The following is a 21,255-nucleotide window of genomic DNA, read 5'->3' as shown; positions in this document are numbered from 1 at the left end:
TCCCGGAGAACTCTATAGCTGAGCACCGGCACGATCACGCTAGCTTCGACGTTTCTGCGGCGCTGACGTTTCCTGCTCGTACGCGAAAGGCGGGGCCGACCGAAGTCAGCCCCGCCCTGATCACCTTGCGGTCACGCCTTCACGGAGTGCTTGCCGTGGGTCCAGGCGTTGCCGCCGTCGCCCGCCGGGCCGGAGTGGCCACCGACCGTGTTGCTGTGGTTGGACGCGTCGCCGGTCGAACCAGTGGCGCCGGTGTCACCGGAGTTGCCCGAGGTGACCTCGGTCCAGGACTTGGTGCCGTGGTTCTTCCAGCTGTTGTTCCAGCCGTTGTGCTTCCAACCGTCGTGCTTCCAGCCGTGGTTGTTCCAGCCGGAGTTCTTGTTCTCGGTGCTCACCACGGCCGTGTTGCCGCCGGTCGCACCGGAGTTCCCGGAGTTGCCCGAGTTGCCGGTCGTGGCGTTGTTCGAGCTGGTGGCGTTGCCGCCGTTGCCCGAGTTACCGCCGTTGCCCGCGGTGGCGTCCGTGGAGCCGGAGTTGTTGTTGCGGTGGCTCCACTTGCCGTGGTTCCAAGACTTCTTGCCCTGCTCGGTCGTCGCCCAGGCGTTGCCGCCGTCGCCGGCCGGGCCGGAGTTGCCGCCTACCGTGTTGCTGTGGTTGGTGGCGTCGCCGGTCGAACCGGTCGCGCCGGTGTCACCCGAGTCACCCGAGGTGACGGTGGTCCAGGACTTGGTGCTGTTCCAGGACTTGCCGTGACCCTTATCCGAACCGAACGTCCACACGGCCTTGTTGCCGCCGGTGTCGCCGGAGTCCCCGGAGTTGCCCGAGTTACCGGACGTGGCGTTGTTCGAGCTGGAGGCGTTGCCACCGTTGCCCGAATTACCGCCGTTGCCCGCGGTCGCCTCAGCCGAACCAGACTTGCCGTGGTTGTTCCACTTCTGGTTCTTGCTCACGACCGCCGCGTCGCCGCCGTCACCGGCGGGACCCGAGTTTCCGCCCACGGTGTTGCTGTGGTTGGTGGCATCGCCGGTCGAACCCGTCGCACCGGTGTTGCCCGAGTCACCCGAGGTTACGTGGGTGTCGCACTCGGCCAGCAAGCACAGGCCGTAGGCGCTGTTACCACCGGTGGAACCCGAGTTGCCCGAGTTACCGGAGTTGCCGGACGTGGCGTTGTTCGAGCTGGAGGCGTTGCCGCCGTTGCCCGACTTGCCGCCGTTGCCCGCGTTCGCGTTCGAGTTCTGCGAACGACCGGCCGCGGTGGCGTCGCCACCGTTGCCTGCCGCACCGGACTTGCCGCCCACCGTGTTGCTGTGGTTGGAGGCGTCGCCCGTTGAACCCGTCGCGCCCGTGTTCCCGGAATTGCCCGAGCTCACCTGGGTGTTGCACTTGGCGAGCACGCAGACGCCGTAGGCGCTGTTGCCACCGGTGGAACCCGAGTTCCCGGAGTTGCCCGAGTTGCCGGACGTGGCGTTGTTCGAGCTGGAGGCGTTGCCGCCGTTGCCCGAGTTACCGCCGTTGCCACCGTTCACAACCGAGTGCACGACATCGCCGACGCCGCCCAGGAGGCCGTTGCCTCCGGTGTCAGCACTTGCGATTGCCGAGCCGGCCAGGAGGAAGCCTCCCGAGAACACTGCGGCCATCAGACCGCGTCGCACAGAGCTGTGCATGTCGAACCTTCCTGTCAAACAAGCTTGGTGATCTGTCGGCTTGGTTGTCAGGACTGATCAACTGGGATGACTTCGGCCGTAGTAGTAACACCACGACCCGTGGACCTGGTGATCTGTACTCACCACAAGCGATCCGTTGTCCGGACGAACTCCCGATCCTGCGGGGAGATCCGAGACAGCGGGACTCGTCGATCCACTCGACGACACCGATCCCATCGTGCCGGGCAAAGCGAACGGCACGTCAGGTGACGGCGGAAGCGGCGCCTCGGCTGGTGGCGCCACATCAGATGCGGAGATCTGTTGCTGCTGCGAGAACATCGTCGCCGCAGCTCGGCCAGGCAGTGCCACCGCGTGAGTTTCCGATGCAACGCCCGTTGTCCACGGTGCCTCCGGAAGTGCAGGCTCGGCAACGGGAACCTCGGGAAGAGCGGTTGGCGGCGGAACGTCCGCCGGAGCGGATCGCTGCGTCACCAAAGGTTCCGTGATCCTAGGTACCACCGGCACGTCCCGCGCCGTTTCCGCCACGGGGGCGAGAAGCGGTGCTGTCACCGGCTGAAGTGGCTCCAGCACTGGATTCAAGGGCCGCACCACGGCGTCAACGACCGGCGTCAGGGGTGCCAGCAGAGGTTCGGTCACCGGCGAGGCAGCCTTCAAAACAGGCTTGAGCACTGGATCGGTCACCTCCGCGACACCTCTCGTCACTGGCGTGAGCTGCTGCGTCACCGGCGCCACCGCTTTGGCTACCGGGGAGATGAGCTCGCCGACCCCACCCAGCAAGCCGGGTGAGTCACCCTCATCAGCGCTCGCGACTCCCGCCGAGAGCAGACCGAATCCGATGAGAAATCCGGCCAAGCCCAGCGTCCGCCGTAGCGTTGTAGAGCACGTCGTCTTCATGCAATCACCCCCTTTCGACGAATCAGCACCCGTACATCTGCCTATTCGGAGCTGTTCCGGGAGCGGTTCACACGAAAGTGGAAGTTTTCTATTTTCGCAGCTCAGCGCAGCCAAACAATTCGAAACATCCATTTTTGACTACTTTGAGGCACACCATCACGTCGATCACGTCAACGCAGAGTGATCACCAATCCGTGAACGGACGCGTTCCGAACCATCGATGTCAAGTTCGCGTTAAGGTTCTCGGAGGTGAGTCCTTTGACTCCAACAGGTTCCTTCCGCGCGAGACATCGCAAGGCGTCCCCTCGGCCCATTCAGCTGGTCGCGGCGATAGTCGGCGTGGTGTTCCTGCTCGTCGGTGTCCTCGGCTTCGTACCCGGCGTCACAGCGAACTCCGAACAGCTCTCCTTCGCCGGTCATCACGAGGGCGCACTGCTGCTCGGCGTGTTCGCGGTGTCGGTGTTGCACAACCTGGTCCACATCGCCTTCGGCGTTGCAGGACTGCTCATGGCCAGCACGGCCCGCCGTGCGGCGATCTATCTGGTCGGCGGCGGCGCGATCTATCTCCTGCTCTGGCTCTACGGGATCGCGGTCGACCACGACAGCGCGGCGAACTTCGTCCCGGTCAACACCGCCGACAACTGGCTGCATCTGGGCCTCGGCATCGGCATGGTCGCCCTTGCCGCGATCACCAGCCGCAGCAGCTAGGAAACTTGGCTCGTCGAGCACCAGCGTGAGATCGAGTTGTGAAGCACTGGGCCTAGTCGACGGTGACAGGGGTGTTCGCCTCGGCTCGGGGCAGGGTGAAGCGGATGGTGGTACCGGCGGTTGCCGAGGTGTCGAGCCAGATGCGCCCGCCGTGGTACTCGATGATCTTGCGGCACATGGCAAGTCCGATGCCGGTGCCGGGATACTGGTCCTTGGCGTGCAGTCGCTGGAAGATGACGAAGATCCGGTCGGCGTACTGCTCTTCGATGCCGATTCCGTTATCACGCACTGAGAACACCCACATGTCGTCCTCGCCAGGCTCGGCGTCAACGCTCACGTGCGGTGCGTTCTCACCGCAGAACTTCACCGCGTTGCCGATCAGGTTCCGGAACACCGCGACGAGCAGCCGGGCCTCTCCCCGGATCTCCGGCAGGACGCCCACGTCGAGCTGGGCACCGGATTCCTCCAGCTGTTCAGCGAGGTCGCGGCTGGCCTCGTCGACCAATTGGGCGGCCGGCACGACAACGTGCTGGTCGGTGTGTCGGCCGACCCGGCTGAAGGCGAGCAGGTCGTTGATGAGCATCTGCATGCGCTTCGCGCCGTCGATCGCGAAGTCGATGTACTGGGCGGCTCGGTCGTCGAGCTGATTGCGGTAGCGCTTCTCCAGCAGCTGGCAGAAGCTCGCGATCTTGCGCAAGGGTTCCTGGAGGTCGTGGGAAGCGACGTAGGCGAACTGCTCCAGCTCCGAGTTGGAACGACGCAACTCCTCCGTCGCGGCGTCCAATGCAATGTTGCGTTCCCGTGCCTGACCTAGCTCGTCGACGATGCGGGTGCGCATCGTGTCGACGTCGCGGCCCAGCGCCCGCAGTTCCTCCGGCCCTGTCGCGGTCACCGTGTGCGTGAAGTCGCCGCTCGCCACCAAGCCGACGTGCTCACGAAGCCTGCTCAACGGGGCGACGACATGCATGAGCACGGCGGCGACGCAGCCCAGTACAGCGATCAGTAACACAACCAGGGCGATGATGCAGGTGGTCGCCATCCGGGTGGCAGCGTCGTTGAGTGCCGTCCTGCCAGCCGTGCGCTCGATCGCCAGCTCGGCTTGCAGACTTGAGAGCGCTATGCGGACGGCGTCGAAGCGCTGTTTGCCGATCGTGTCGTCTGGAACCGGGCTGCCCGCGCGGACCGCGGCGATCGCGGGATCGGCGTACTGACTGCGCCAGGCAGCAAGCGCGTCGTCGAGAGCGGCAACGTTCTTCGCGATCGTCGGGGTGTTCAAGGCGGCAACGGTCGCGCGCGCAGCGCTCTGCCTGTCCAACCCGTTGTTGTAGGGCGTGAGGAAGTCGGTGCGGCTGCTGAGGACGTAGCCCCGGATCCCGTTCTCCTGGTCGACGATGTCGGTGCCGAGCTGTTGCGCGCTGACCACTGCGGGACCGACGACGTCCAGCAGTCGCGCTCGTGCTCGTGAGAGATCGCCGATGGCCAGCAGCACCGCTGTGGCCGATCCCAGCAGCACCACCACCAGCGCCAGCGAGATCCACACCGACCACCGTCTCAGCGACGGACCGCCAAGCCCTGCACCAGGATCCAGATCCGCGTTCACGGCACCTCCCCGACTAGGACGCGAAGGCGCCAAGGTCAACACGCGTTGAGCCGGGCAACCCTAGGGTCGTGTCGTGGGTGCGCTCGCACTCGACCTCGACGAGCAAGACCAACGCCCACTCGCCATGCTGCTTGGCCGAGACAGGCCTGAACCATTCGGTGCAATGGAAGTAGATCGGTGTCAGCGGCGATGCGATCAAGATCCGGGATCAGCGTTCAGTCGTCGACTCGATCCGAGCTCGTTGGGCGTGCGCCGCGGTCGCGTGGATGGCGAACAGGCCGGTGAGTCCGAGCAGCCCGAACACCCTGCTCAGGTGACGCGGAACGGCCGCCAACGCGATCATCCCGCCCGCCTTGCCGGCGAAGTCGCGCGCCGCGATGAGGGCCGCGATTCCACTGGAGTCGCAGAACGTCAGATCGGTGAGGTCGATGACCAACTGATCACCAGTGCCGAGGGGCAGCTGCTTGATGGCGTCGTGCGCGGCAGGAGCGGCGGACGAATCGAGTTCACCGATGAAGGAAAGAACCGGCCCGCTCGGCGTGGACCTTGTCGTGGTGCTGAACGCGGTGCTCACGATTGCTCGTTTCCGGATCGGGGAAAGCTCAGGGCGAGCAGGGCGGTGTCGTCCTCCACACCGTCACCGAAACCGATGAGCAACTTGGTCAGCGCACCGATGATCTCGGGCGCGCTGGCCGCCGGAGACGCAGCGAGGAAGTCGAGCAGCTCCTCTTCGCTGTAGCGTTCCCTGCCCGCGCTGAGGCGGGCTTCGGTGAGGCCGTCGCTGTAGAGCACCAGGGTGTCGCCCGCAGCGAGATGCGCCACGACTTCGGTGAACCTCGCATCAGGAATGGCGCCGACGAGCATTCCACCCGGAGTGTGCAGGAACTCCGCCGTACCGTCAGCGCGCACGACGATCGCCGATGGGTGGCCGCCGCTGGCCAGAGTGATCGCGCAGCCGGTGTCGTCGGGGACGAGGGATCCGTAGACGACCGTGCAGAATCGGGTGTTCCCGCCGAGGTACTGCTGGTGCAGCACAGCGTTGAGATTGTCCAGCACCCTGACGGGTTCGGGGTTGTAGACCGCGGCGGCACGCAGGGTGTATCGCGCCAGGGAGGTCACCACTGCCGCTTCGGCGCCTTTTCCGGACACGTCACCGAGGAAGAACCCCCAGCTCTCGCCGGTGAGCGGGAAGAGGTCGTAGAAGTCGCCGCCGACCTCGTCGATCGAGGCCGGGTGGTAGTAGGCGGCCACCTCCATGCCCGGCACCGTCATCAGCACGGGCGGCAGCAGGGTCCGTTGTAGTGTCGATGCGAGGTGCCGTGCCCGGTCACGTTCTCCGTCGGCCTGCTGACGGGCGCGCAACAGCTCCTGTTCGTACGCTCGGCGGTCGCGGGCATCGAAAACAGTGGTGCGGATCAGCTGCGCGGCGCCGTCATCGCCCGTCTTCACAGTCGACGTCACCAGTACCGGCAGCCGTGCCCCGTCGGCGGTCTTGAGCTCCAGTGCGAGACGCCGGCCTCGCCGTGCATCGCCAGCGTCGGCGCGATGTGGGTCTCGTAGTACATCCGGCCGCCCACGCTCAGCAGGTCGCTGAACCGCAGCCGGCCCACGAGCTCGACACGCTCCAGCCCCAGCCAGTCGAGCAACGTCCCGTTGACCTTGGCGATCGTGCCGTCCATCAACGTGGAGAGATAGCCGCACGGGGCGTTCTCGTACAGGTCCTCGGCGCTGTCTTCCAGCAGAGCGGTGAACAGTGCGCTGACACCGTTCTTGTCGTCGGCCGCGGACATCACTGGGCACCAGCGAACGCGAAGATCGCCGCTGTGGTTGCTTCGGGGGCGCTCAGCTGTGGGCAGTGCCCGGTCGCGTCCAGCGTCACCAGCTCGCTGCCGGCGATCTGCTCGTGGACGAACCGGCCGACCTCCTGCGACGCGATGGCGTCCTGCGCGGTCTGGATCACCAGCGTCGGCACCGCGACCTCCGGCAGGTCCGCTCGGTTGTCGGAGAGGAAGGTCGCCCTGGCGAACGCACCGGCGATCATCGGATCGGTGCGGCAGAAGCTGTCCGTCAGTTCGCCGCCCAGCTCAGGATGGTCCGCGTTGCCCATGATCACCGGTGCCATCGTCGCCGACCAGCCGAGGTAGTTGGAATCGAGTGACTCCAGCAGCTCTTCGACGTCGGCGCGGCTGAACCCACCCCGGTAGTCGCCGTCATCGACGTAGCACGGCGAGGGCGTCAGCAGGACCAGCTTCGCGAACCGGTCCGCGTCGCGGTTCGCAGCCAGCACCGCGATCATCGCCGACACCGAGTGCCCGACCAGCACCACGTCCCGCAGGTCCAGCTCGGAGCAGATCTCCAGCACGTCCTCGGCGTAGGCGTCCAGCGTCGAGTACCGCTCGGCCGACCAGGCGGACGAATCCGATCTGCCCGAACCGACGTGGTCGAACAGCACCACCCGGAACCGCTCGGACAGCACCGGCGCGACAAGTCGCCACAGGTGCTGATCACAGCCGAAGCCGTGCGCGAGCAGCAGCGTCGGACTGTGGTGGTGACCGAGGACGGTCACGTTGTTCCTGGTGGTAGCGTCCACGCGGCACATCTTGCCAGTGGTTTCGTCTAGTGCGAGTGATCGCCGGACAGTCGAGACCGTCCCGTAGCGCCAGCGTCCGAGCCGCTTGCTCTCCGCGGCCAGCGTGCCGAGTTCTACGGAGAGCGGATCAGGCAGGACAAGCCAACTCGACCCACACCGCTTTCGCACCGGCTCGTCGTTCCACTCCCCAGCTGCGTCCGATGCTCTGCACGAGGATCATCCCTCGCCCGCGGTCCTCGCCGAGGCGGGATCGTCCCATCACCGGCATGCGTTCCGGGCTTCCGTCTTCCACGGTGATGCGGACATGTGGTTTGCACTCGAGCCGCACGGTCCGTGGTCCGGCCGCGTGGTCATATGCGTTGCTGACAAGCTCGGTGGCCACAAGTGCGGCGTCCTGCACCAAGTCCTCGTCCTCGCCCACGAGGACGTCGGCGATCCACGCCCGGATCGCCCGCAGCGCCGGAGTTCCCTCGTCGAGCTCAAGACTGAGCTGGACGTCACCGTTCACCGGTTGGCCCACGAGCAGCCTCCTCGACTCCCCTGCAGCGGATCGGAGCATAAGCGCGTAGAGGCACGGGACAATCAGATCGACAGGCCTGCGCACCACGTGCGAATGACCCCAGGATTCCCGTCCACCGCAGCATCCACACCGGTCCAGGTGATCTTTCGGTCCACTGGAGGTCACACACTCCGAACCGGTCGAGATCTCAACGACGCTGGACGCCCAACCAGAACGTTGAGTTCGATCAACGCGGCGGACACCTCGCCGCACCTGCCCCGCGCATGAATGGTCTCGCATGGACTGTGAAGGGGTTCTGTCCCTGTGCGTCCGGCTCCAACTTCGGCGGACGCACAGGGACGTGCGCGGCGCCGTCCCGAACCGGCTGAACCGCATCTGGCGGATCCGCAGGCAGAACATCCGCACGAGGTGGTTGCAATGAATCGACTCGATGACGCCGTCCACTCGATGGACTGACTACCCGGTCACAGGTACTGCCCTCGAATCGTGCAGCGGAATGCCGACCAATTCGGTCAGCGTCTTGTGGTCGTTGTACATGAACACATGAGCGGCAAGTCGGGCGACAGCCGCGCATGCCGTGGGCGCACAGTTCCTGCAAGACGATCTTATTAGGACGGTGTGGCAGAGGCCGGCAGCTTGCACACGATGATGTGCCGCGGAGTGTTGCTCCGCCGTGGTAGCAATCCGAACATCCGACGGCTTCGAAGCACATGTGTGAAACCGGTAATGACACGTGCGACCAATCCGCACCTGGTGACCGGTGCTCACGCACTCGGCGCATTGCCGGACCCCGAGAGGGCCCAGTTCGAGGCACACCTGAACACGTGCCAGGGCTGCGCGGACGAGATGGCCGGACTGACCGAGACCGCGGCCCGGCTCGGCAACGCCGTGGACCACGTCGTCCCTACAGCCCTTCGGCCACAAGTGCTGCACGCGCTCCGGTGCACGAGGCAGGTGCCGCCGCCCCCTCAGTTCGGGAAAGCTCGTCCGCGGGGCCAAGGCTTGCGACGCGCTGCGGTGCTCATCTCGGCCGCCTGCGTGGTCGCTGCGGCGGTGGCCGGTGTGCACGGCACACTGACCACGTCGGCGATCACCCCTGTGGCTGCCTCTCCCCAGACTCAGATCGGTGATCTGCTGGCGGCGCCCGACCTGCGGCTCGTCACGGCAGGAGAGTCTGCGGCCACCGCGGCGATGTCGCTCAGCCGCAACGAAATGCTCTTCCTGGCACGCAACCTGCACACGCTGCCGCGCGACCGCGCCTACCAGCTGTGGCTGATAGACGACCACGGTGCACAATCAGCGGGCATCGCGCGTCCGGCGGGCGATGTGACCTCGTTGCTCGTGAGCGGGATCGAGGGGGCCCGCGAAGCGGTCCTCACCGTCGAGCCGGCGGGCGGTTCACCGAGCCCGACCGGCTCCAAGATTCTCACCATCACCCTTCGCTGAATCGGACGCAATCCGGTTCGAGCGGCACGCCGAACCCTGGTTGTGACCGATCACGTTCTCGTCATCGGCTACGGCGACACCGGACGCAGCGCCGTGAACTCCATGCTGGCCTCACAGCCGGACACACGGCTCACAGTGCTGGACACCAACTTCCTCGCGGTCGCCGAGGCAACGGCCAACGGCGCTACCGCCGTCGTCGGTGATGGGCAAGACAGATGTGCGCTCGACGAAGCAGCCGCCGACATCGCCGATCGTGTCATCGTCGCGGTGCCGGACGACCTCAACGCGCTTCTGATCACAAGGGCGGTCCGGCCGCTCAACCACATTGCCCTGATCGTGGTCGTCATCCGTGAACCGGAGAATCACGCGATCTTCGCGTCTGATGGGATCGTGACCGTCCACATGCAACGAGACCCAGACGACCGGCAGACGTGAAAACTCCGGAAACCGCCTGGAGAAGCACGGTTCCCGGAGTCGCGGTACTGCTACCCCTGGAGATGTCAGGAGGGCATCAGCACCGAGTCGATGAGGTACACGGTGGCGTTCGCGGTGTGCACGCCACCACAGATCACGTTGGCGTCGTTGACCTTGATCGAGTTGCCGGAGCCGGTGACCTTCACAGTGCCGGTCTGCACGGACTTCTGGTCACCGGCGATCTTGTCGGGCGAGATCTGGCCGGGGACGACGTGGTACGTGAGGATCTTGGTCAGCAGCGCGTCGTCGGTCTTGAGGGTCTCGATCGTCGCGGCGTCGATCTTCGCGAACGCCGAGTCGACCGGTGCGAACACGGTGAACTCGGCGCCGTTCAGCGTCGAGACCAGGTTCACCTTCGGGTTGAGCTTGCCCGAGACGGCGGCGACGAGGGTCGTGAGCAGCGGGTTATTCGATGCGGCGACCGCGACCGGGTCCGCGGCCATGCCCGTGACGGAACCGGCACCGGACGGGACCTGCTTCGCGTAGTCGGCACAGCCGGGACCGACGAGGTCCTTGGCCGGGTCTGCCATCGCCTGCGACGACGCGGTGGTGGTGGGCGCGGCGGCAGTGGAAGAGCTGCCGCTGCTGGCCATGTCTCCCGACCCGCACGCCGCGCCGAACAGCGCGAGTGAGGCGGTGCCGATGGCGAGAACGGTGTTGCGGGCGGTCTTATTCATGACGGACATCTCCAAGAACTGAACGGGGGAGGTTGTTGCTCGTGATTCGCCGCCCCTCGGAGAACGGATGGGTCTGGTTATCGATCCGTTACCAACGAGACCGCGGATCACACGCAAACAGGGCAGACACCACGCCGGAGTAAACAACGTCCACAGTCGAAGTGACTGGGCCTCACTCCTCTATGTCACAAGTACTTCTGCCGCAAGAGCAATCCGTGATGAGTTCAGCCCCGAAGCACTGACATCACGCACTTCCGTCAATCCGAGTAGGCCCCACATGTTGACCCTCGCACTGATCGGTCTGATCGGCGGCCTGGTTACCGGTATCTCGCCGTGCATCCTGCCCGTCCTGCCCGTCATCTTCTTCTCCGGCGGAACGCAGAGCGCCCGCACGACGCCCGGTGCGGGCGGGGTGGCCGTGGCGACCAAGCCGGCGTCACGTACTCGGCCCTATCTCGTGATTGCCGGACTTGTCGTCAGCTTCAGCCTCGTCACCCTGTTCGGCTCTCTGCTGCTGACGGTGCTGAACCTGCCGCAGGACGTTCTGCGCTGGGGCGGCATCGTTGTGCTGATCCTGATCGGCATCGGCCTGATCGTGCCGCGCTTCGAGCAGCTGCTGGAGAAGCCGTTCTCTTGGATCCCGCAGCGCAATCCCGATGCAACCCGCGGTGGTTTCACGCTGGGTCTCGCGCTGGGCGCCGTGTACGTTCCTTGCGCCGGACCGGTTCTGGCCGCCATCACCGTCGCCGGGTCCACCGGCAGGATCGGCACCGAAACAGTCGTCCTGACGCTCACCTTCGCCGTTGGTGCGGCGATCCCGCTGCTGATCTTCGCGCTCGCCGGTCGCCGGGTCGCCGAACGCGTGCAGTCGTTTCGCAAGCGTCAGCGCGGAATCCGCATCACTGCGGGCGTCGTGATGATCGCGCTCGCGTTCGGCCTGGTGTTCAACCTGCCGCAGCTGCTGCAGCGCGTGATCCCGGACTACACCAGTTCGTTGCAGGACAAGGTGAACAACTCCGAACAGGTTAAGCGGGCACTCAACCTGGGCGGTCTGGTCAACGACCAGAACAAGGACCTCGACAAGTGCTCCGACGGCGCCCCCGAACTCGAAAGCTGCGGCACCGCACCGGACATCACCGGCATCCAGCAGTGGGTCAACTCGCAGCCCCTGGAACTGAAGGCCTTGCAGGGCAAAGTCGTGATGATCGACTTCTGGGCCTACTCCTGCATCAACTGCCAGCGCTCCATCCCTCACATCGTCGCCTGGGATAAGGCCTACCGCGACGCCGGTCTACAGGTCGTCGGCGTCCACTCCCCCGAGTACGCGTTCGAGAAGGAACCGGACAACGTCGAGGCCGCCGCGAAGAACTTCGGCATCACCTACCCGGTGGCGTTGGACAACAACCTCGGCACGTGGACCAACTACCGCAACCGCTACTGGCCCGCCCACTACCTCATCGACGCCGAGGGCGTTGTGCGGCACATCAAGTTCGGCGAGGGCGACTACAAGGTCACCGAGAAGCTGATCCGCCAGCTGCTGGCTGACGCCAACCCCGAAACGAAGCTCCCAGCCGCCACCGAGCTGGCCGACGACACCCCGGTCAACGCCGACATCACCCGCGAGACCTACCTCGGCTCCACCAAGCGCGTGAATTTCGCCGGCACCGAGGAGTACACCAGCGGCGAGAAGTCCCTCCAGTTCCCCGAAAACCAGGCCACTGACAGCTTCGCGCTCTCAGGCGCCTGGAAGCTTGACACGCAGTCCATCACTCCCACCGCCGAGGCCGGGCAGATCAAGCTCAACTACCGCGCCAAGGAAGTCCGGATGGTCCTGTCCGGTAAGGGAACCGTCACCGTCCAGAACAACGGCCAGACCAAGACCATCCAGGTCGACGGCACCCCGAACTCCTACCAACTCCTGGCCACGCAACAGATCCAGGGCGGCTCGCTCACCGCGACCGTCGGTCCCGGCGTCCAGGCCTTCTCCTTCACCTTCGGATAAACAGGAAATCACCATGACACTCGCTGACGTGACCACGGATTCCTTCGACAGTGACGTTCTGGGCGCGGACAAGCCCGTGCTGGTCGACTTCTGGGCACCCTGGTGCGGCCCCTGCAAGGCCCTGAGCCCGGTCGTCACCGACATCGCCGTAGAGCACCAGGACAAGATCTCGGTGGTGAAGATCGACATCGACGCCAACCCGGACATCGCCGTCCGCTACAGCGTGCTCAGCATCCCCACCCTGGTGCTGTTCTCCGGCGGCGAGCCCGTCGCGACCCTCACCGCACCGCGCAAGCGCGCCGACATCGTCAAGGCGCTGTCCACCTGGCTCTGAACACCAGCAGAGACGAAGAGACCCCGACTGCCTCAGGGCTGTCGGGGTCTCTTCGTGTCACACCAACGACACAGTGAGGACCAGAGGCAGCGTGGGGCTGGATGAGCCACCGCTCGGTTCGATGGTCAGCGCGAGCTTCTGCGCGTCCGCAAGGCCTTCCGCGACAACAGGTTCGTCCCGTAGAAGACCTGCCGAGCGCGGTCCGTCCGGTCCGACCATCCACAGCTGGTACGTGCGGTCCGACGGCAACTGCGGCAGTCCGCTGGAGAGGAACACCGCCTTGCCCCGACTCGGCGAGACCACGACGGTTCCCTTGCCGCCCGCGGATGCCGAGTCGCTGACGAGTTTCGCGTCGGGAGCGTTCAGCAGGTCCGAGACCTGGCTGTAGCCGGCGGCCGACTGACGCAGCGCGTCGAGTTCGTTCCAGTCCTGCACACCCTGAACACCGAGCACGACCGCACCGAGCACAGCGGCGGCGGTCGTGAGAATGCTCGCCCGCATCAGCCACTTCTTCGGCGAGCGCGAAGCAAGCACGGTCACCGTGGCGGTTGTCTCCAGCGGCGACTGAGGGGTGGTCGCCAGCTTCGCCAGCACCTGTGAGCGGAGGTGCGAAGGGGGCGCGAGTTCCGTCGCGAGGTTGAGCCCAACCGAGGTGGCCTGCAGTTCGGCGACCTCCTGGGCGCACGAGTCGCAGTCCGCCAGGTGCTCCTCGAACTCGGCCCGTTCGTCCTCCGGCAGGGCGTTCATCGCGTACACGCCGGTCAGCAGGTGTAGATCTGACGACACGCTCACGCGGTCACCCCCAAGCAATCCCGCAGTCTGATCAGGCCATCGCGCATCCTGGTCTTCACCGTGCCCAGCGGGACGCTGAGCAGAGTGGACACCTCCGGATAGCTGTAGCCCTGGTAGTAGGCCAGCAGCACCGACTCGCGCTGCAGGTCGGTCAGCGACGACAGGCAACGACGCACCTTGCGCTGCTCGATGCGGTCGGTGACCTGCTCGACGACCTCGTCGAACGGGGTGTCCACGGTCATCGCCGCGACGCGTTCGTCGCGGTTGGTCGCGGCTTGCGCGGACCGTACCCGGTCCACCGCACGCCGGTGCGCCATGGTCATGATCCAGGTCGTGGCCTTGCCGCGGGACGGGTCGAACCTGCTGGCCGTGCGCCACACCTCCAGCATGACCTCTTGGAACACTTCCTCGGACTGCGCCTCGTTACGCAGCACCCGGCGCACGAGCCCGAACACCATGCCCGCCGCGAGGTCGTACAACCGCCCGAACGCCGGTTCATCGCCACGTGCCACCAGCGCCAGCAGGTCCTCCGCTGTTTCGCCCGGCTCTGTGGATGTAGTGGCATCGCGGGACATGATCCGTTGTGTCAGGTCGCGGTCCTGCATCGCGCTCCTTCTCGTGATACCGATCCGACCACGGTTCGAAGCCGAGGCGTAATCACACGGCGGTGCACGTACACCAGAAGCGGTCGGCGATCATGTAGATACTCAACGTAACCCATCGCCTGCTGATGCAGAAATTTCCCTTTCGGGTGAACGAGTGCGCGCTATGACCGGTTAAGGAACGCGTACGACGAGCATGGCGATGTCGTCGTCGGGTTGTGCGCCTCCGACCTCGTCAGCGAGGAGCTCCAGTAGCTCGGGCAGGGGTCGCGTCCCGTGTCGCGTGAGGACGGTGATGGCATTTGCGGTGCCGGTGTCGATGTCGCGATCGGGCCTCGTCCGCCTCGCGAGCGATTGCGCCGAGGTTCTCCAGGAATAGCAGGGCGTTGCGCAGGCGGTGTGTGGAGTAGCTGCCTTTCTGACGAGCAGCTGTGACCTTGGCTGCTTCGGTGGCGGTCAGATCTGGAGTTCGTTGCTTCCAGAGGTCGACGAGCAGCGGTCGCGAGATCGAGGTATCGACGTGGTCAGTGACCTCCAAGATCAGGTCGGCGACGTCCACGGTCTCACCGAATACGCGTCGTTCCTTGATTTCGATGAATCCCTCGTGATTGGCGCGTGCGGGTCGCCGCCGCCTGGCTCTTTCGGCCTCTACGGCGTCGGCGAGGGTGCGTGACTCGGCGTCCGGCCACGGCAGTGTGCTCAGTCTCGCCCACAGCGCGGTGTCGGCCAGGGACTCTTCTCCGGCGTGGGCATCCCGGTGGGAGTCCACGGCGAGCGCCAGAGTCAGCAGCGTGCGCCGCAGACAGTCCATGATCGGGTCCTTGTGCAGGATCCGCACTCGGTTCGCGGCCATGTCGAGGTATTGCTGGATGATCGCGTCGAACGTGGCGGCACGTTGTCGCCAGTCCGTGAAGGCTTGGTTCTTCTTGGCGAACTGTTCATCGGTGATCTCTAGGGCGTCCAGGTCGAGTCTGGCTTGTTCGATCGCTTCGTGGTGACGGACGTGTTTGAGCAGCGCGAGCTTTGATGCGGCGGAGTACTCGATGGGTCTGCAGGGCGCGGTCCTCAGCGAGTAAGACAGTCCAGTTTCCTCGCTGCGATCGGCGTAGCGCTTCGCGCACGTACTGCTCGGCAGCTTCGTCATCGTCGATGTCATACGGCAGACGCTGTGGCATGATCTTTCTCGAAACGGGTGTCGTGCGTGCGTCGTCCCAGGGTTGAGACGCCGGCTTGAAGGACTCCGGTGTCGGCGTTGGCGGCCTTGGTCTAGGCATGCCGTGGTGTGAGGACGTCGCCCCACTTTGCGGAGCTGAGCCACATCTCGTGGCCACGGTGCGCGGTCTACCAACCGCACATGCTGTTGGCAACAGGCGCCGCACAGTCCGGCTCCGATGTTGACGTCCTCTTGGCAATCGCAGTTGGAGCATGAGCAGGTCTCGGTCGCGGGCATCAGCACCGTCCTTGTCGAACAATTGGTCGGACTCCTGCGGGTGGACGCCGTAGCCCTGTGATGTGCAGTTCGTTGCTGGCGGGGTGGACCTGGTCTCAGGGTGTTCCACGACATGCAGCGTTCGTTTCAGCCAACTGACGCGGTTCCGTGTTCTTGGCGCGCCAGCCGCGTGCTACTGATCGGCTACGTAGTGCGTGTTCCGTCTCCGCAGCGCGGTAGGTCAGCCAGAAGGGGTTGGCATCAGCACGCGTCCACCGTGATCAGTCGAGCTTCAGCCTGACTTCTCGATCGTGCGCAACAAGTCGGTGATCACTTCCTTCGACGTGTCGGCATCCAAGCTTGTCTGGCCGAGTGAATCGACGATCGTCTCGTAGCTCTTGACCGCGGCCTTTTCTTCCAGGATGAGACTGAAGTTTTCGCCCTCCACCCACACCAGCGGCTCGTACTGGTGAAAGCTGAACTGAGTGAACGGTCCATGCAACCCTGCGTGAGCACCAGAGTCCGCGGGCAAGATCCGGATCTTGGTGTTCGATCGCGTCGCCATCCGCAGGAGGTGCCGTGTCTGTTCGGCTTGCGTCTCGACGCTGTCCACGCACAAGCGAAGCGCGAACTCGTGGAGGAAGAAGCTACAGCTCAGGCCGCGGCGGAGCTGCTCATGCATCTCAAGTCGTGCCGCCACCCGCGCCTCCACCTCCTCCGCTGGCACGGTCGAGGAGGCACGGAGCACCCCGCGCGCGTAGGCGGCCGTCTGCAGGGCGTCCGGAATCATATGTGGTTGCCAGCTGACGAGCTTCTTGGCCACCGCCATGTGTTCAACGAACGTCCGATTGCGGACGGGTGAGCGACTGCCGTGCTGCTGCCACCAGCCCTTGACATCCGTGTCAGGAAAGAGATCCAGCAGGTGCTCGCATTCTGCAGGCTTGGCCCGGCAGACACCCAGAAGGCGGGCCAGTTCGGTCTCGTTCGAGCCGCCTTTGCCGTTGACCAAGTCAGAGACCTTCGCTTCCTGGCAGCCCAGCAGTTCGGCAGCCGCTCGCCCGGACAGGCCGGCATGAGCAAGGGCTGCGCGCAGACCCTCGCCGAACTCACGGCCTCGAGCGGTGGAGAATCTCTTCGGCATAGCGCCTTCCCTTACAACGGATGGAATATGAAACTTGTCGTGCGAGCGGCGCGGGTCCTAGTCGTGTCCTCGCACCAGGGTCTGCCGGTCACCTGGAGACGCACGAGCAACCGCCGCACTCACACACGCAACCAGAGCAGCAGTTGCACCCAATGTGGGGCCGCAGCACAGGGCCGACAGCGGCATCGCGTCGAGAGGCTCGCCGGTGAACAGCAAGTAGGCACCCCATTGCGCCCGCGCCAGGGCTTCTGGAGGGGTTGTGGGGACGTCACGGCAACGGCGCAAAGGCCCAGCGCCCGAGATCGGTACCGGCATCGTGGCTCAGCCGAAGTTCATCTTGAACAATCTGCCCCGCACCGCAAGGAATGTACTCATCGTGAGCAGCGAGATCAGGCGTCATCGAGTCTCTTCGTGCTTACCAGTCGTCACAAGGTGGTGGCTCCACATGCGACGCGCGTCCTACGTCGGGTGGCACCTTTGGCCACCGGCCTACACATTCCGCGACATCGCGGCCGGTCTTCTAGAGCAAGGTGTGCGTTGAGCGGAATCCGGCCAGTTGCTAATCTGCTTCGTCGGAGTGGTCCGCTCCTGACGTGTGCGCATTGTCCGGCGAATGCGGAGCGACAGGAGCAGTTCGCGATCACTCCCCGCGCTCCACATCGCAGATTTCCCAATGGATCCCGCCCAATCGGAGGCCTACCCGACCTTCGTCGCGATGTCGGTAACCAGGATGTCGAGGTCCAAGCCCAGCTCTGAGAGCTTGGCGCGCAAGTCCTGCGATTCGGCCTGCTTCAAGGCAGAACGTGCCGCAGGAACGGCGTCGAGATCCACCCAGTAGCTGTTCCGCTCGTATGTCTCGGGATCGCGGGACTTCAACGAGCCGATCTCCTTGTGTACCGCCCCCACACGATGCAACCGGTTCAGGCCGTTGCGTGCGACCGATTTCAAACATTGCGCGGCCTCGGCCATCTGGCGAACGCGCCATCGCCGGTCGAGCGGCTGTGACAGCACCACCCCCAGCACAACGTAGTCACTGGTCATCAAGCGCGTGTCAGTCTTCATCGCGAGGAACCCTTCGTACTGCGGTGGCTTCCGCTTCCAGCGAGGAGCTACGGCGGCGTGAATGGATTGGCGGCAGTGTTGCGTTCACCGCCGCCAGCTCGGCAGCCAGCGTGCTGCAACCCCGGCAACCGTCGAGGTGCCGTTCGATTACTCTCTTTCGTCTGTGGCACAACACCTCGCGTGTCCACCGGCTCAGCTTGTCCACCACGTTCGCGCACCTCGGCGCAGACTGCGCCGTGTCGACGTGGGCTGCGAGGAACGCGATCCTGAGGTCGTCGCGCGCCCGGTGCGCGCGGCCCGAGACCGCATCGGCACGGATCTTCAGCAATGGTGCGGTGTCTGCCGGAGACATTGCCAGAACCTCCGTGTACCACAGGACCTGTTGAGCTGTGCCAGGCAGACGCTCATACGCGCGCACAGCCAGCGCTCGATCCACCCTGTCCTCCACTGCGGAGTCTTGAAAGGACGTCTGCCGCTGCCGTGCCAGGACGGCGGCGTCGACCGGTGGCGCTTCCATCGGCGGCTCCCGCGCCTCCTGCCGTGACCGCGTGTACGCCAGACGTGTGATGGTCGTCAGCAGGTACGCGCGGAACGACTCCGTCGGACCGCCACCCGCGAGCAGCACTTCCAACAGCCGCGCGAAACCGTCTGAGACCAACGCCTCAGCTTCGGCGCGGCAGCGGGCGAGCCTGCGGGCGCGACGGGTCGCTGCACCGACGTGCCGCTCGTAGAGAGGACCGAAGGCGGCCACGGTCCCAGCGCGAACAGACTCGGCCAACTCGGCGTCGTCGCGGTGCGTGTAGTCCGCAGTGGCAGTCGGCATCGTCGTTCCCTTCCGGACGCAACCATCGTCTGAGGTACCGCCCCCTGATCAGCCACGGGTACACGGTGCCGATGTGTGTTTCTGGCAGGCCGAGTGAGACGGCGATCTCGGACAGTCCTGCGCCGGCCGCGCTTTGATCAGCCACATAGAGCGCCCGCTCGTCTCGATAGACGCGGTAGGTCAGCCACCACGAGATCAGCATCCGCCCGCGCTCACCAACGCTGAGGTCGGCATCGGCTTCTGCCGACTGCCGCCACGAGGGCGCATCTGGATCCCGGCGTCGGTCAGCCACCGGTGAACCGTGCCGTACGAGCGGTCGGCGCTCTGGGCGATGGCGCGGATGCTCTCACCCTTGCGGTAGCGCTCGGTGAAATCCCGAACGAGCTTTTCCCGCTCAGGCAGTGTCAGAGTTCGCGGCTTGTGGTTGACAGGTGCGGAGGCGGTCATCGTGAAGTCCTCTCTGGGAAGATGGGCTCGGTATGACGTGCAGCTAGGGGTACATCGGCAGCCGAAAGCGTTGCCGCAACACCAGTGCGTTCCGGCTTGTTGACCTTGAAAAGGTGATCGCGCAGCAGTTCCAAACGAGAAGGGAAGTCCAGACGGGACGATTACGGGGCCTCGTCGTGATGCCCTGGCCGCGGCGTGACGTCGAGGTAGACGCCGACAGCTAACGTCAACGAGTCCTGGTTTCCCCGCCACAGGAACAGCACCGCAGCGCTCAGCGCACCGGTACCGCCGGCCAACGCGACCACCGCCCACGGGGAGTACGCCCCGGTGATGACATACAAAATCGCGGCGACGTTCAACGGCAGACCAAGAGCCAGGAGAACAGCTCCGCGACGCTCGGCCCTCGCCCATGCCCGCACAACACTGCTGCGGACAGACATCAGGCGTACCGCCTGCGTTTGCGCGGGTCCGTCTACACGGCTGACATGGTCGGCTAGATCAGACAGACGTTTCGCCGCCAGCGTGGCGCGCACATCCGGGAACGGGTCGACGTCACTCAAGAGATCCACGTTCCTTCCGGCAAGGAATCCAGAAGGGCTCTCATCCGTGCTAGCGCACCCTTTGCGAACATCTCCAGCTTGTCAGCCTGATAGGTCCCCCACCTGTCACGACAGCTGCCGCACGTCGGCACAATGTCGTACGTCGCCGTCAACTGCCCGACGCTGAACTCATCACCGCACTCAGCGCTGCGCGTGTGCCCGGTGAAGTCCACCGAGAACACGTGACTTCTCCAATCCCCGGTATCGAGCAGGATCTCCAACACCGTCACGGTGATCACCACCTCGACCTACCGCGCCTCACCGCAGAGCACCCACGGACCTTCGGCACGACCACGGGTTCCTCGAGACCGTCCACTGTCCAGGCGAGGCGGACGACAAGGAGCATCCGGCACGCTCCCGGCAACCACCGCAACCAGCCGCGCCTGCACTCCGTGCAACGGCCGTTCGCGTCAGGCTTGTGCTGCTCGGTGAGAGCCCTCAGCACGCGGACCAGGCGCGGTACATCCTGTCGCGCAACAGACAGCACCGACTCATCGTCGCCCTCCGCCATGATCCTGATGAGCTGGGCCAAATCGCCGTGCAGCTCATCACGCAACATCTTCTCCAACACGCCGTTCGTCATGAGCTGACTCCGGCCTTCTGAGGCTGCGTTCGCGAACGGCTGCGTCCGCCAGTGCCGCAGCGTGATTTGCCCGAGCGGGGACCCGGCGCGGGCATCTCCGGGTGTGCCGCTGCGCGCTTCGCTTGATCGTCACGCCACGCCTGATCGCAGCTTTGGCATGTGGGCCACAGCCCGTCTGGGTATTTCGGCGGCGGATCCTTCGGCACGACGACCTGAGCGCCGCACAACGTGACACCCGTGACACCCGGCTCCACCAGGCCCCGCAGCACCGCGTGCCGCGCACCATCAGCGGGGAACCAGCGAAACGGTTCGGTAGGCGTCAGTCCGGTCAACATCACGGCCTCCGCTCTGATCGGCCAACCCGGCGGGCCGTCCATCGTGTGTGAGCCGCGTAGAGGGCGTAGCCCAGAAACATGACGGCGAACGCTGCCACGATCTGTACTTCTCCACCATTGTTCACGCTGCTCCCTCAGCCGTGCCTGCCCTCATTTGGGCTGGCGGAGCCAATCGCTGAAGATCTCCGTGCGGGGTGTGACTTCGACTCTCTTGCGGTAACACACTCATGCCCACCACTCCCGATTCATCGTCTGGTCGGCGAGCCAGAGTTCGGCAGGCACCGGCTCTGCTCGCGCCAGCTCGGCGATCTAAGGAGGTCGCGTACGGCGCCGTGGAGCCGGATCGCATGTCAACCGCCAAGTCGGCTACGGTCCGGACCCGAACCGCGTAGTCCAATCCTACGTAAAACTTTACGTAGGTCCATACATCGAACGGGTGGCACGTCTGTGCGCACCCCGTAGTCGGGTGCAGACTTAGGGATCAGTTCAGAATGAGCTTGCGCAGGCAGATGATCGAGCAGGCGAGGCTGAGC

At 65.1% G+C, this 21,255-nt stretch carries 23 protein-coding genes; 5 read left to right on the top strand and 18 right to left on the bottom strand.

Translation table 11 applies throughout. The annotated features are described in order from the left end of the window. Positions 1 to 131: 131 nt before the first annotated feature. Positions 132 to 1,664 carry a serine-rich family protein gene (locus IEY88_RS42440; protein WP_189160563.1) on the bottom strand — a complete coding sequence of 511 codons (1,533 nt, stop codon included), beginning with the start codon at positions 1,662 to 1,664 and terminating at the stop codon, positions 132 to 134. Between the two features lie 1,206 nt (positions 1,665 to 2,870). Between IEY88_RS42440 and IEY88_RS42435 the strand changes: the two genes are divergently transcribed. Then, positions 2,871 to 3,266, top strand: a complete 396-nt coding sequence (locus IEY88_RS42435; protein WP_229694300.1) for a DUF4383 domain-containing protein — start codon at positions 2,871 to 2,873, stop codon at positions 3,264 to 3,266. 52 nt (positions 3,267 to 3,318) lie between these two features. Here IEY88_RS42435 and IEY88_RS42430 read toward each other — a convergent pair whose 3' ends face one another. The 6 genes from IEY88_RS42430 to IEY88_RS42410 all read right to left on the bottom strand — a co-directional run bounded on the left by IEY88_RS42430 (position 3,319) and on the right by IEY88_RS42410 (position 7,976). Next, positions 3,319 to 4,866: a CHASE3 domain-containing sensor histidine kinase gene (locus tag IEY88_RS42430; RefSeq protein WP_229694289.1), complete on the bottom strand. Its 1,548-nt coding sequence runs from the start codon at positions 4,864 to 4,866 to the stop codon at positions 3,319 to 3,321. Between the two features lie 208 nt (positions 4,867 to 5,074). Then, the gene (locus IEY88_RS42425; RefSeq protein ID WP_229694288.1) at positions 5,075 to 5,440 is read right to left on the bottom strand and encodes an STAS domain-containing protein; all 366 of its coding nucleotides are present in this window, start codon (positions 5,438 to 5,440) and stop codon (positions 5,075 to 5,077) included. Beyond that, a complete protein-coding gene (locus IEY88_RS42420) occupies positions 5,437 to 6,315 on the bottom strand; it encodes a PP2C family protein-serine/threonine phosphatase (RefSeq protein ID WP_229694287.1) in 879 nt (292 codons plus the stop codon). The genes IEY88_RS42425 and IEY88_RS42420 overlap by 4 nt, the downstream gene beginning before the upstream one ends. An 8-nt stretch (positions 6,316 to 6,323) precedes the next feature. Further along, positions 6,324 to 6,656, bottom strand: a complete 333-nt coding sequence (locus IEY88_RS44775) for a PAS domain-containing protein (protein WP_229694286.1) — start codon at positions 6,654 to 6,656, stop codon at positions 6,324 to 6,326. Then, positions 6,656 to 7,456, bottom strand: a complete 801-nt coding sequence (locus IEY88_RS42415) for an alpha/beta fold hydrolase (RefSeq protein ID WP_229694285.1) — start codon at positions 7,454 to 7,456, stop codon at positions 6,656 to 6,658. The genes IEY88_RS44775 and IEY88_RS42415 overlap by 1 nt, the downstream gene beginning before the upstream one ends. A gap of 127 nt (positions 7,457 to 7,583) precedes the next feature. Next, positions 7,584 to 7,976, bottom strand: a complete 393-nt coding sequence (locus IEY88_RS42410) for an ATP-binding protein (RefSeq protein WP_189160560.1) — start codon at positions 7,974 to 7,976, stop codon at positions 7,584 to 7,586. Between the two features lie 645 nt (positions 7,977 to 8,621). On the opposite strand from IEY88_RS42410, the gene IEY88_RS42405 reads away from it, so the two are divergent. Together IEY88_RS42405 and IEY88_RS42400 are read left to right on the top strand one after the other, a co-directional pair. Next, positions 8,622 to 9,422: an anti-sigma factor gene (locus IEY88_RS42405; protein WP_308426067.1), complete on the top strand. Its 801-nt coding sequence runs from the start codon at positions 8,622 to 8,624 to the stop codon at positions 9,420 to 9,422. 42 nt (positions 9,423 to 9,464) lie between these two features. Next, positions 9,465 to 9,857: an NAD-binding protein gene (locus IEY88_RS42400; protein WP_189160558.1), complete on the top strand. Its 393-nt coding sequence runs from the start codon at positions 9,465 to 9,467 to the stop codon at positions 9,855 to 9,857. Between the two features lie 65 nt (positions 9,858 to 9,922). Here IEY88_RS42400 and IEY88_RS42395 read toward each other — a convergent pair whose 3' ends face one another. Next, positions 9,923 to 10,573, bottom strand: a complete 651-nt coding sequence (locus IEY88_RS42395; RefSeq protein ID WP_189160557.1) for a fasciclin domain-containing protein — start codon at positions 10,571 to 10,573, stop codon at positions 9,923 to 9,925. Positions 10,574 to 10,640: 67 nt separating this feature from the next. On the opposite strand from IEY88_RS42395, the gene IEY88_RS42390 reads away from it, so the two are divergent. Then, positions 10,641 to 12,575 (top strand): cytochrome c biogenesis protein DipZ, encoded by a 1,935-nt coding sequence (locus IEY88_RS42390; RefSeq protein ID WP_229694284.1) that lies wholly within the window; start codon positions 10,641 to 10,643, stop codon positions 12,573 to 12,575. A gap of 28 nt (positions 12,576 to 12,603) precedes the next feature. Next, positions 12,604 to 12,909, top strand: a complete 306-nt coding sequence (trxA, locus tag IEY88_RS42385; RefSeq protein ID WP_444543348.1) for a thioredoxin — start codon at positions 12,604 to 12,606, stop codon at positions 12,907 to 12,909. Between the two features lie 57 nt (positions 12,910 to 12,966). On the opposite strand, the gene IEY88_RS42380 is transcribed toward trxA, so the two are convergent. From IEY88_RS42380 to IEY88_RS42335, 10 genes are all read right to left on the bottom strand, one after another. Further along, positions 12,967 to 13,701, bottom strand: coding sequence for an anti-sigma factor (locus IEY88_RS42380; protein WP_189160555.1), 735 nt, complete (start codon positions 13,699 to 13,701; stop codon positions 12,967 to 12,969). After that, positions 13,698 to 14,276, bottom strand: coding sequence for a sigma-70 family RNA polymerase sigma factor (locus tag IEY88_RS42375; protein WP_229694298.1), 579 nt, complete (start codon positions 14,274 to 14,276; stop codon positions 13,698 to 13,700). The genes IEY88_RS42380 and IEY88_RS42375 overlap by 4 nt, the downstream gene beginning before the upstream one ends. Positions 14,277 to 14,538: 262 nt before the next feature. Next, positions 14,539 to 15,447 (bottom strand): hypothetical protein, encoded by a 909-nt coding sequence (locus tag IEY88_RS42370; protein ID WP_189160553.1) that lies wholly within the window; start codon positions 15,445 to 15,447, stop codon positions 14,539 to 14,541. Positions 15,448 to 16,024: 577 nt separating this feature from the next. Continuing rightward, positions 16,025 to 16,873: a helix-turn-helix domain-containing protein gene (locus IEY88_RS42365; protein ID WP_189160552.1), complete on the bottom strand. Its 849-nt coding sequence runs from the start codon at positions 16,871 to 16,873 to the stop codon at positions 16,025 to 16,027. 696 nt (positions 16,874 to 17,569) lie between these two features. Beyond that, positions 17,570 to 17,935, bottom strand: coding sequence for a hypothetical protein (locus IEY88_RS42360; RefSeq protein ID WP_189160551.1), 366 nt, complete (start codon positions 17,933 to 17,935; stop codon positions 17,570 to 17,572). After that, positions 17,925 to 18,758, bottom strand: coding sequence for an RNA polymerase sigma factor (locus tag IEY88_RS42355; protein ID WP_189160550.1), 834 nt, complete (start codon positions 18,756 to 18,758; stop codon positions 17,925 to 17,927). Before IEY88_RS42355 ends, IEY88_RS42360 begins: the two co-directional genes overlap by 11 nt. A 195-nt stretch (positions 18,759 to 18,953) precedes the next feature. Then, positions 18,954 to 19,205, bottom strand: coding sequence for a helix-turn-helix domain-containing protein (locus IEY88_RS42350; RefSeq protein ID WP_189160549.1), 252 nt, complete (start codon positions 19,203 to 19,205; stop codon positions 18,954 to 18,956). 161 nt (positions 19,206 to 19,366) lie between these two features. Further along, positions 19,367 to 19,765: a hypothetical protein gene (locus IEY88_RS42345; RefSeq protein ID WP_189160548.1), complete on the bottom strand. Its 399-nt coding sequence runs from the start codon at positions 19,763 to 19,765 to the stop codon at positions 19,367 to 19,369. Further along, on the bottom strand, positions 19,762 to 20,043 hold the full coding sequence (locus IEY88_RS42340; RefSeq protein WP_189160547.1) for a hypothetical protein: 282 nt from the start codon (positions 20,041 to 20,043) through the stop codon (positions 19,762 to 19,764). The genes IEY88_RS42345 and IEY88_RS42340 overlap by 4 nt, the downstream gene beginning before the upstream one ends. A 340-nt stretch (positions 20,044 to 20,383) precedes the next feature. Continuing rightward, on the bottom strand, positions 20,384 to 20,722 hold the full coding sequence (locus tag IEY88_RS42335; RefSeq protein WP_189160546.1) for an HC3 family zinc finger protein: 339 nt from the start codon (positions 20,720 to 20,722) through the stop codon (positions 20,384 to 20,386). Between the last annotated feature and the right edge of the window lie 533 nt (positions 20,723 to 21,255).

This window comes from Lentzea pudingi (assembly GCF_014646255.1).
Taxonomy (GTDB): Bacteria; Actinomycetota; Actinomycetes; order Mycobacteriales; family Pseudonocardiaceae; genus Lentzea; species Lentzea pudingi.
Note: the sequence above shows the minus strand (reverse complement) of the source record. Positions and strands in the feature narration are given on the sequence as shown.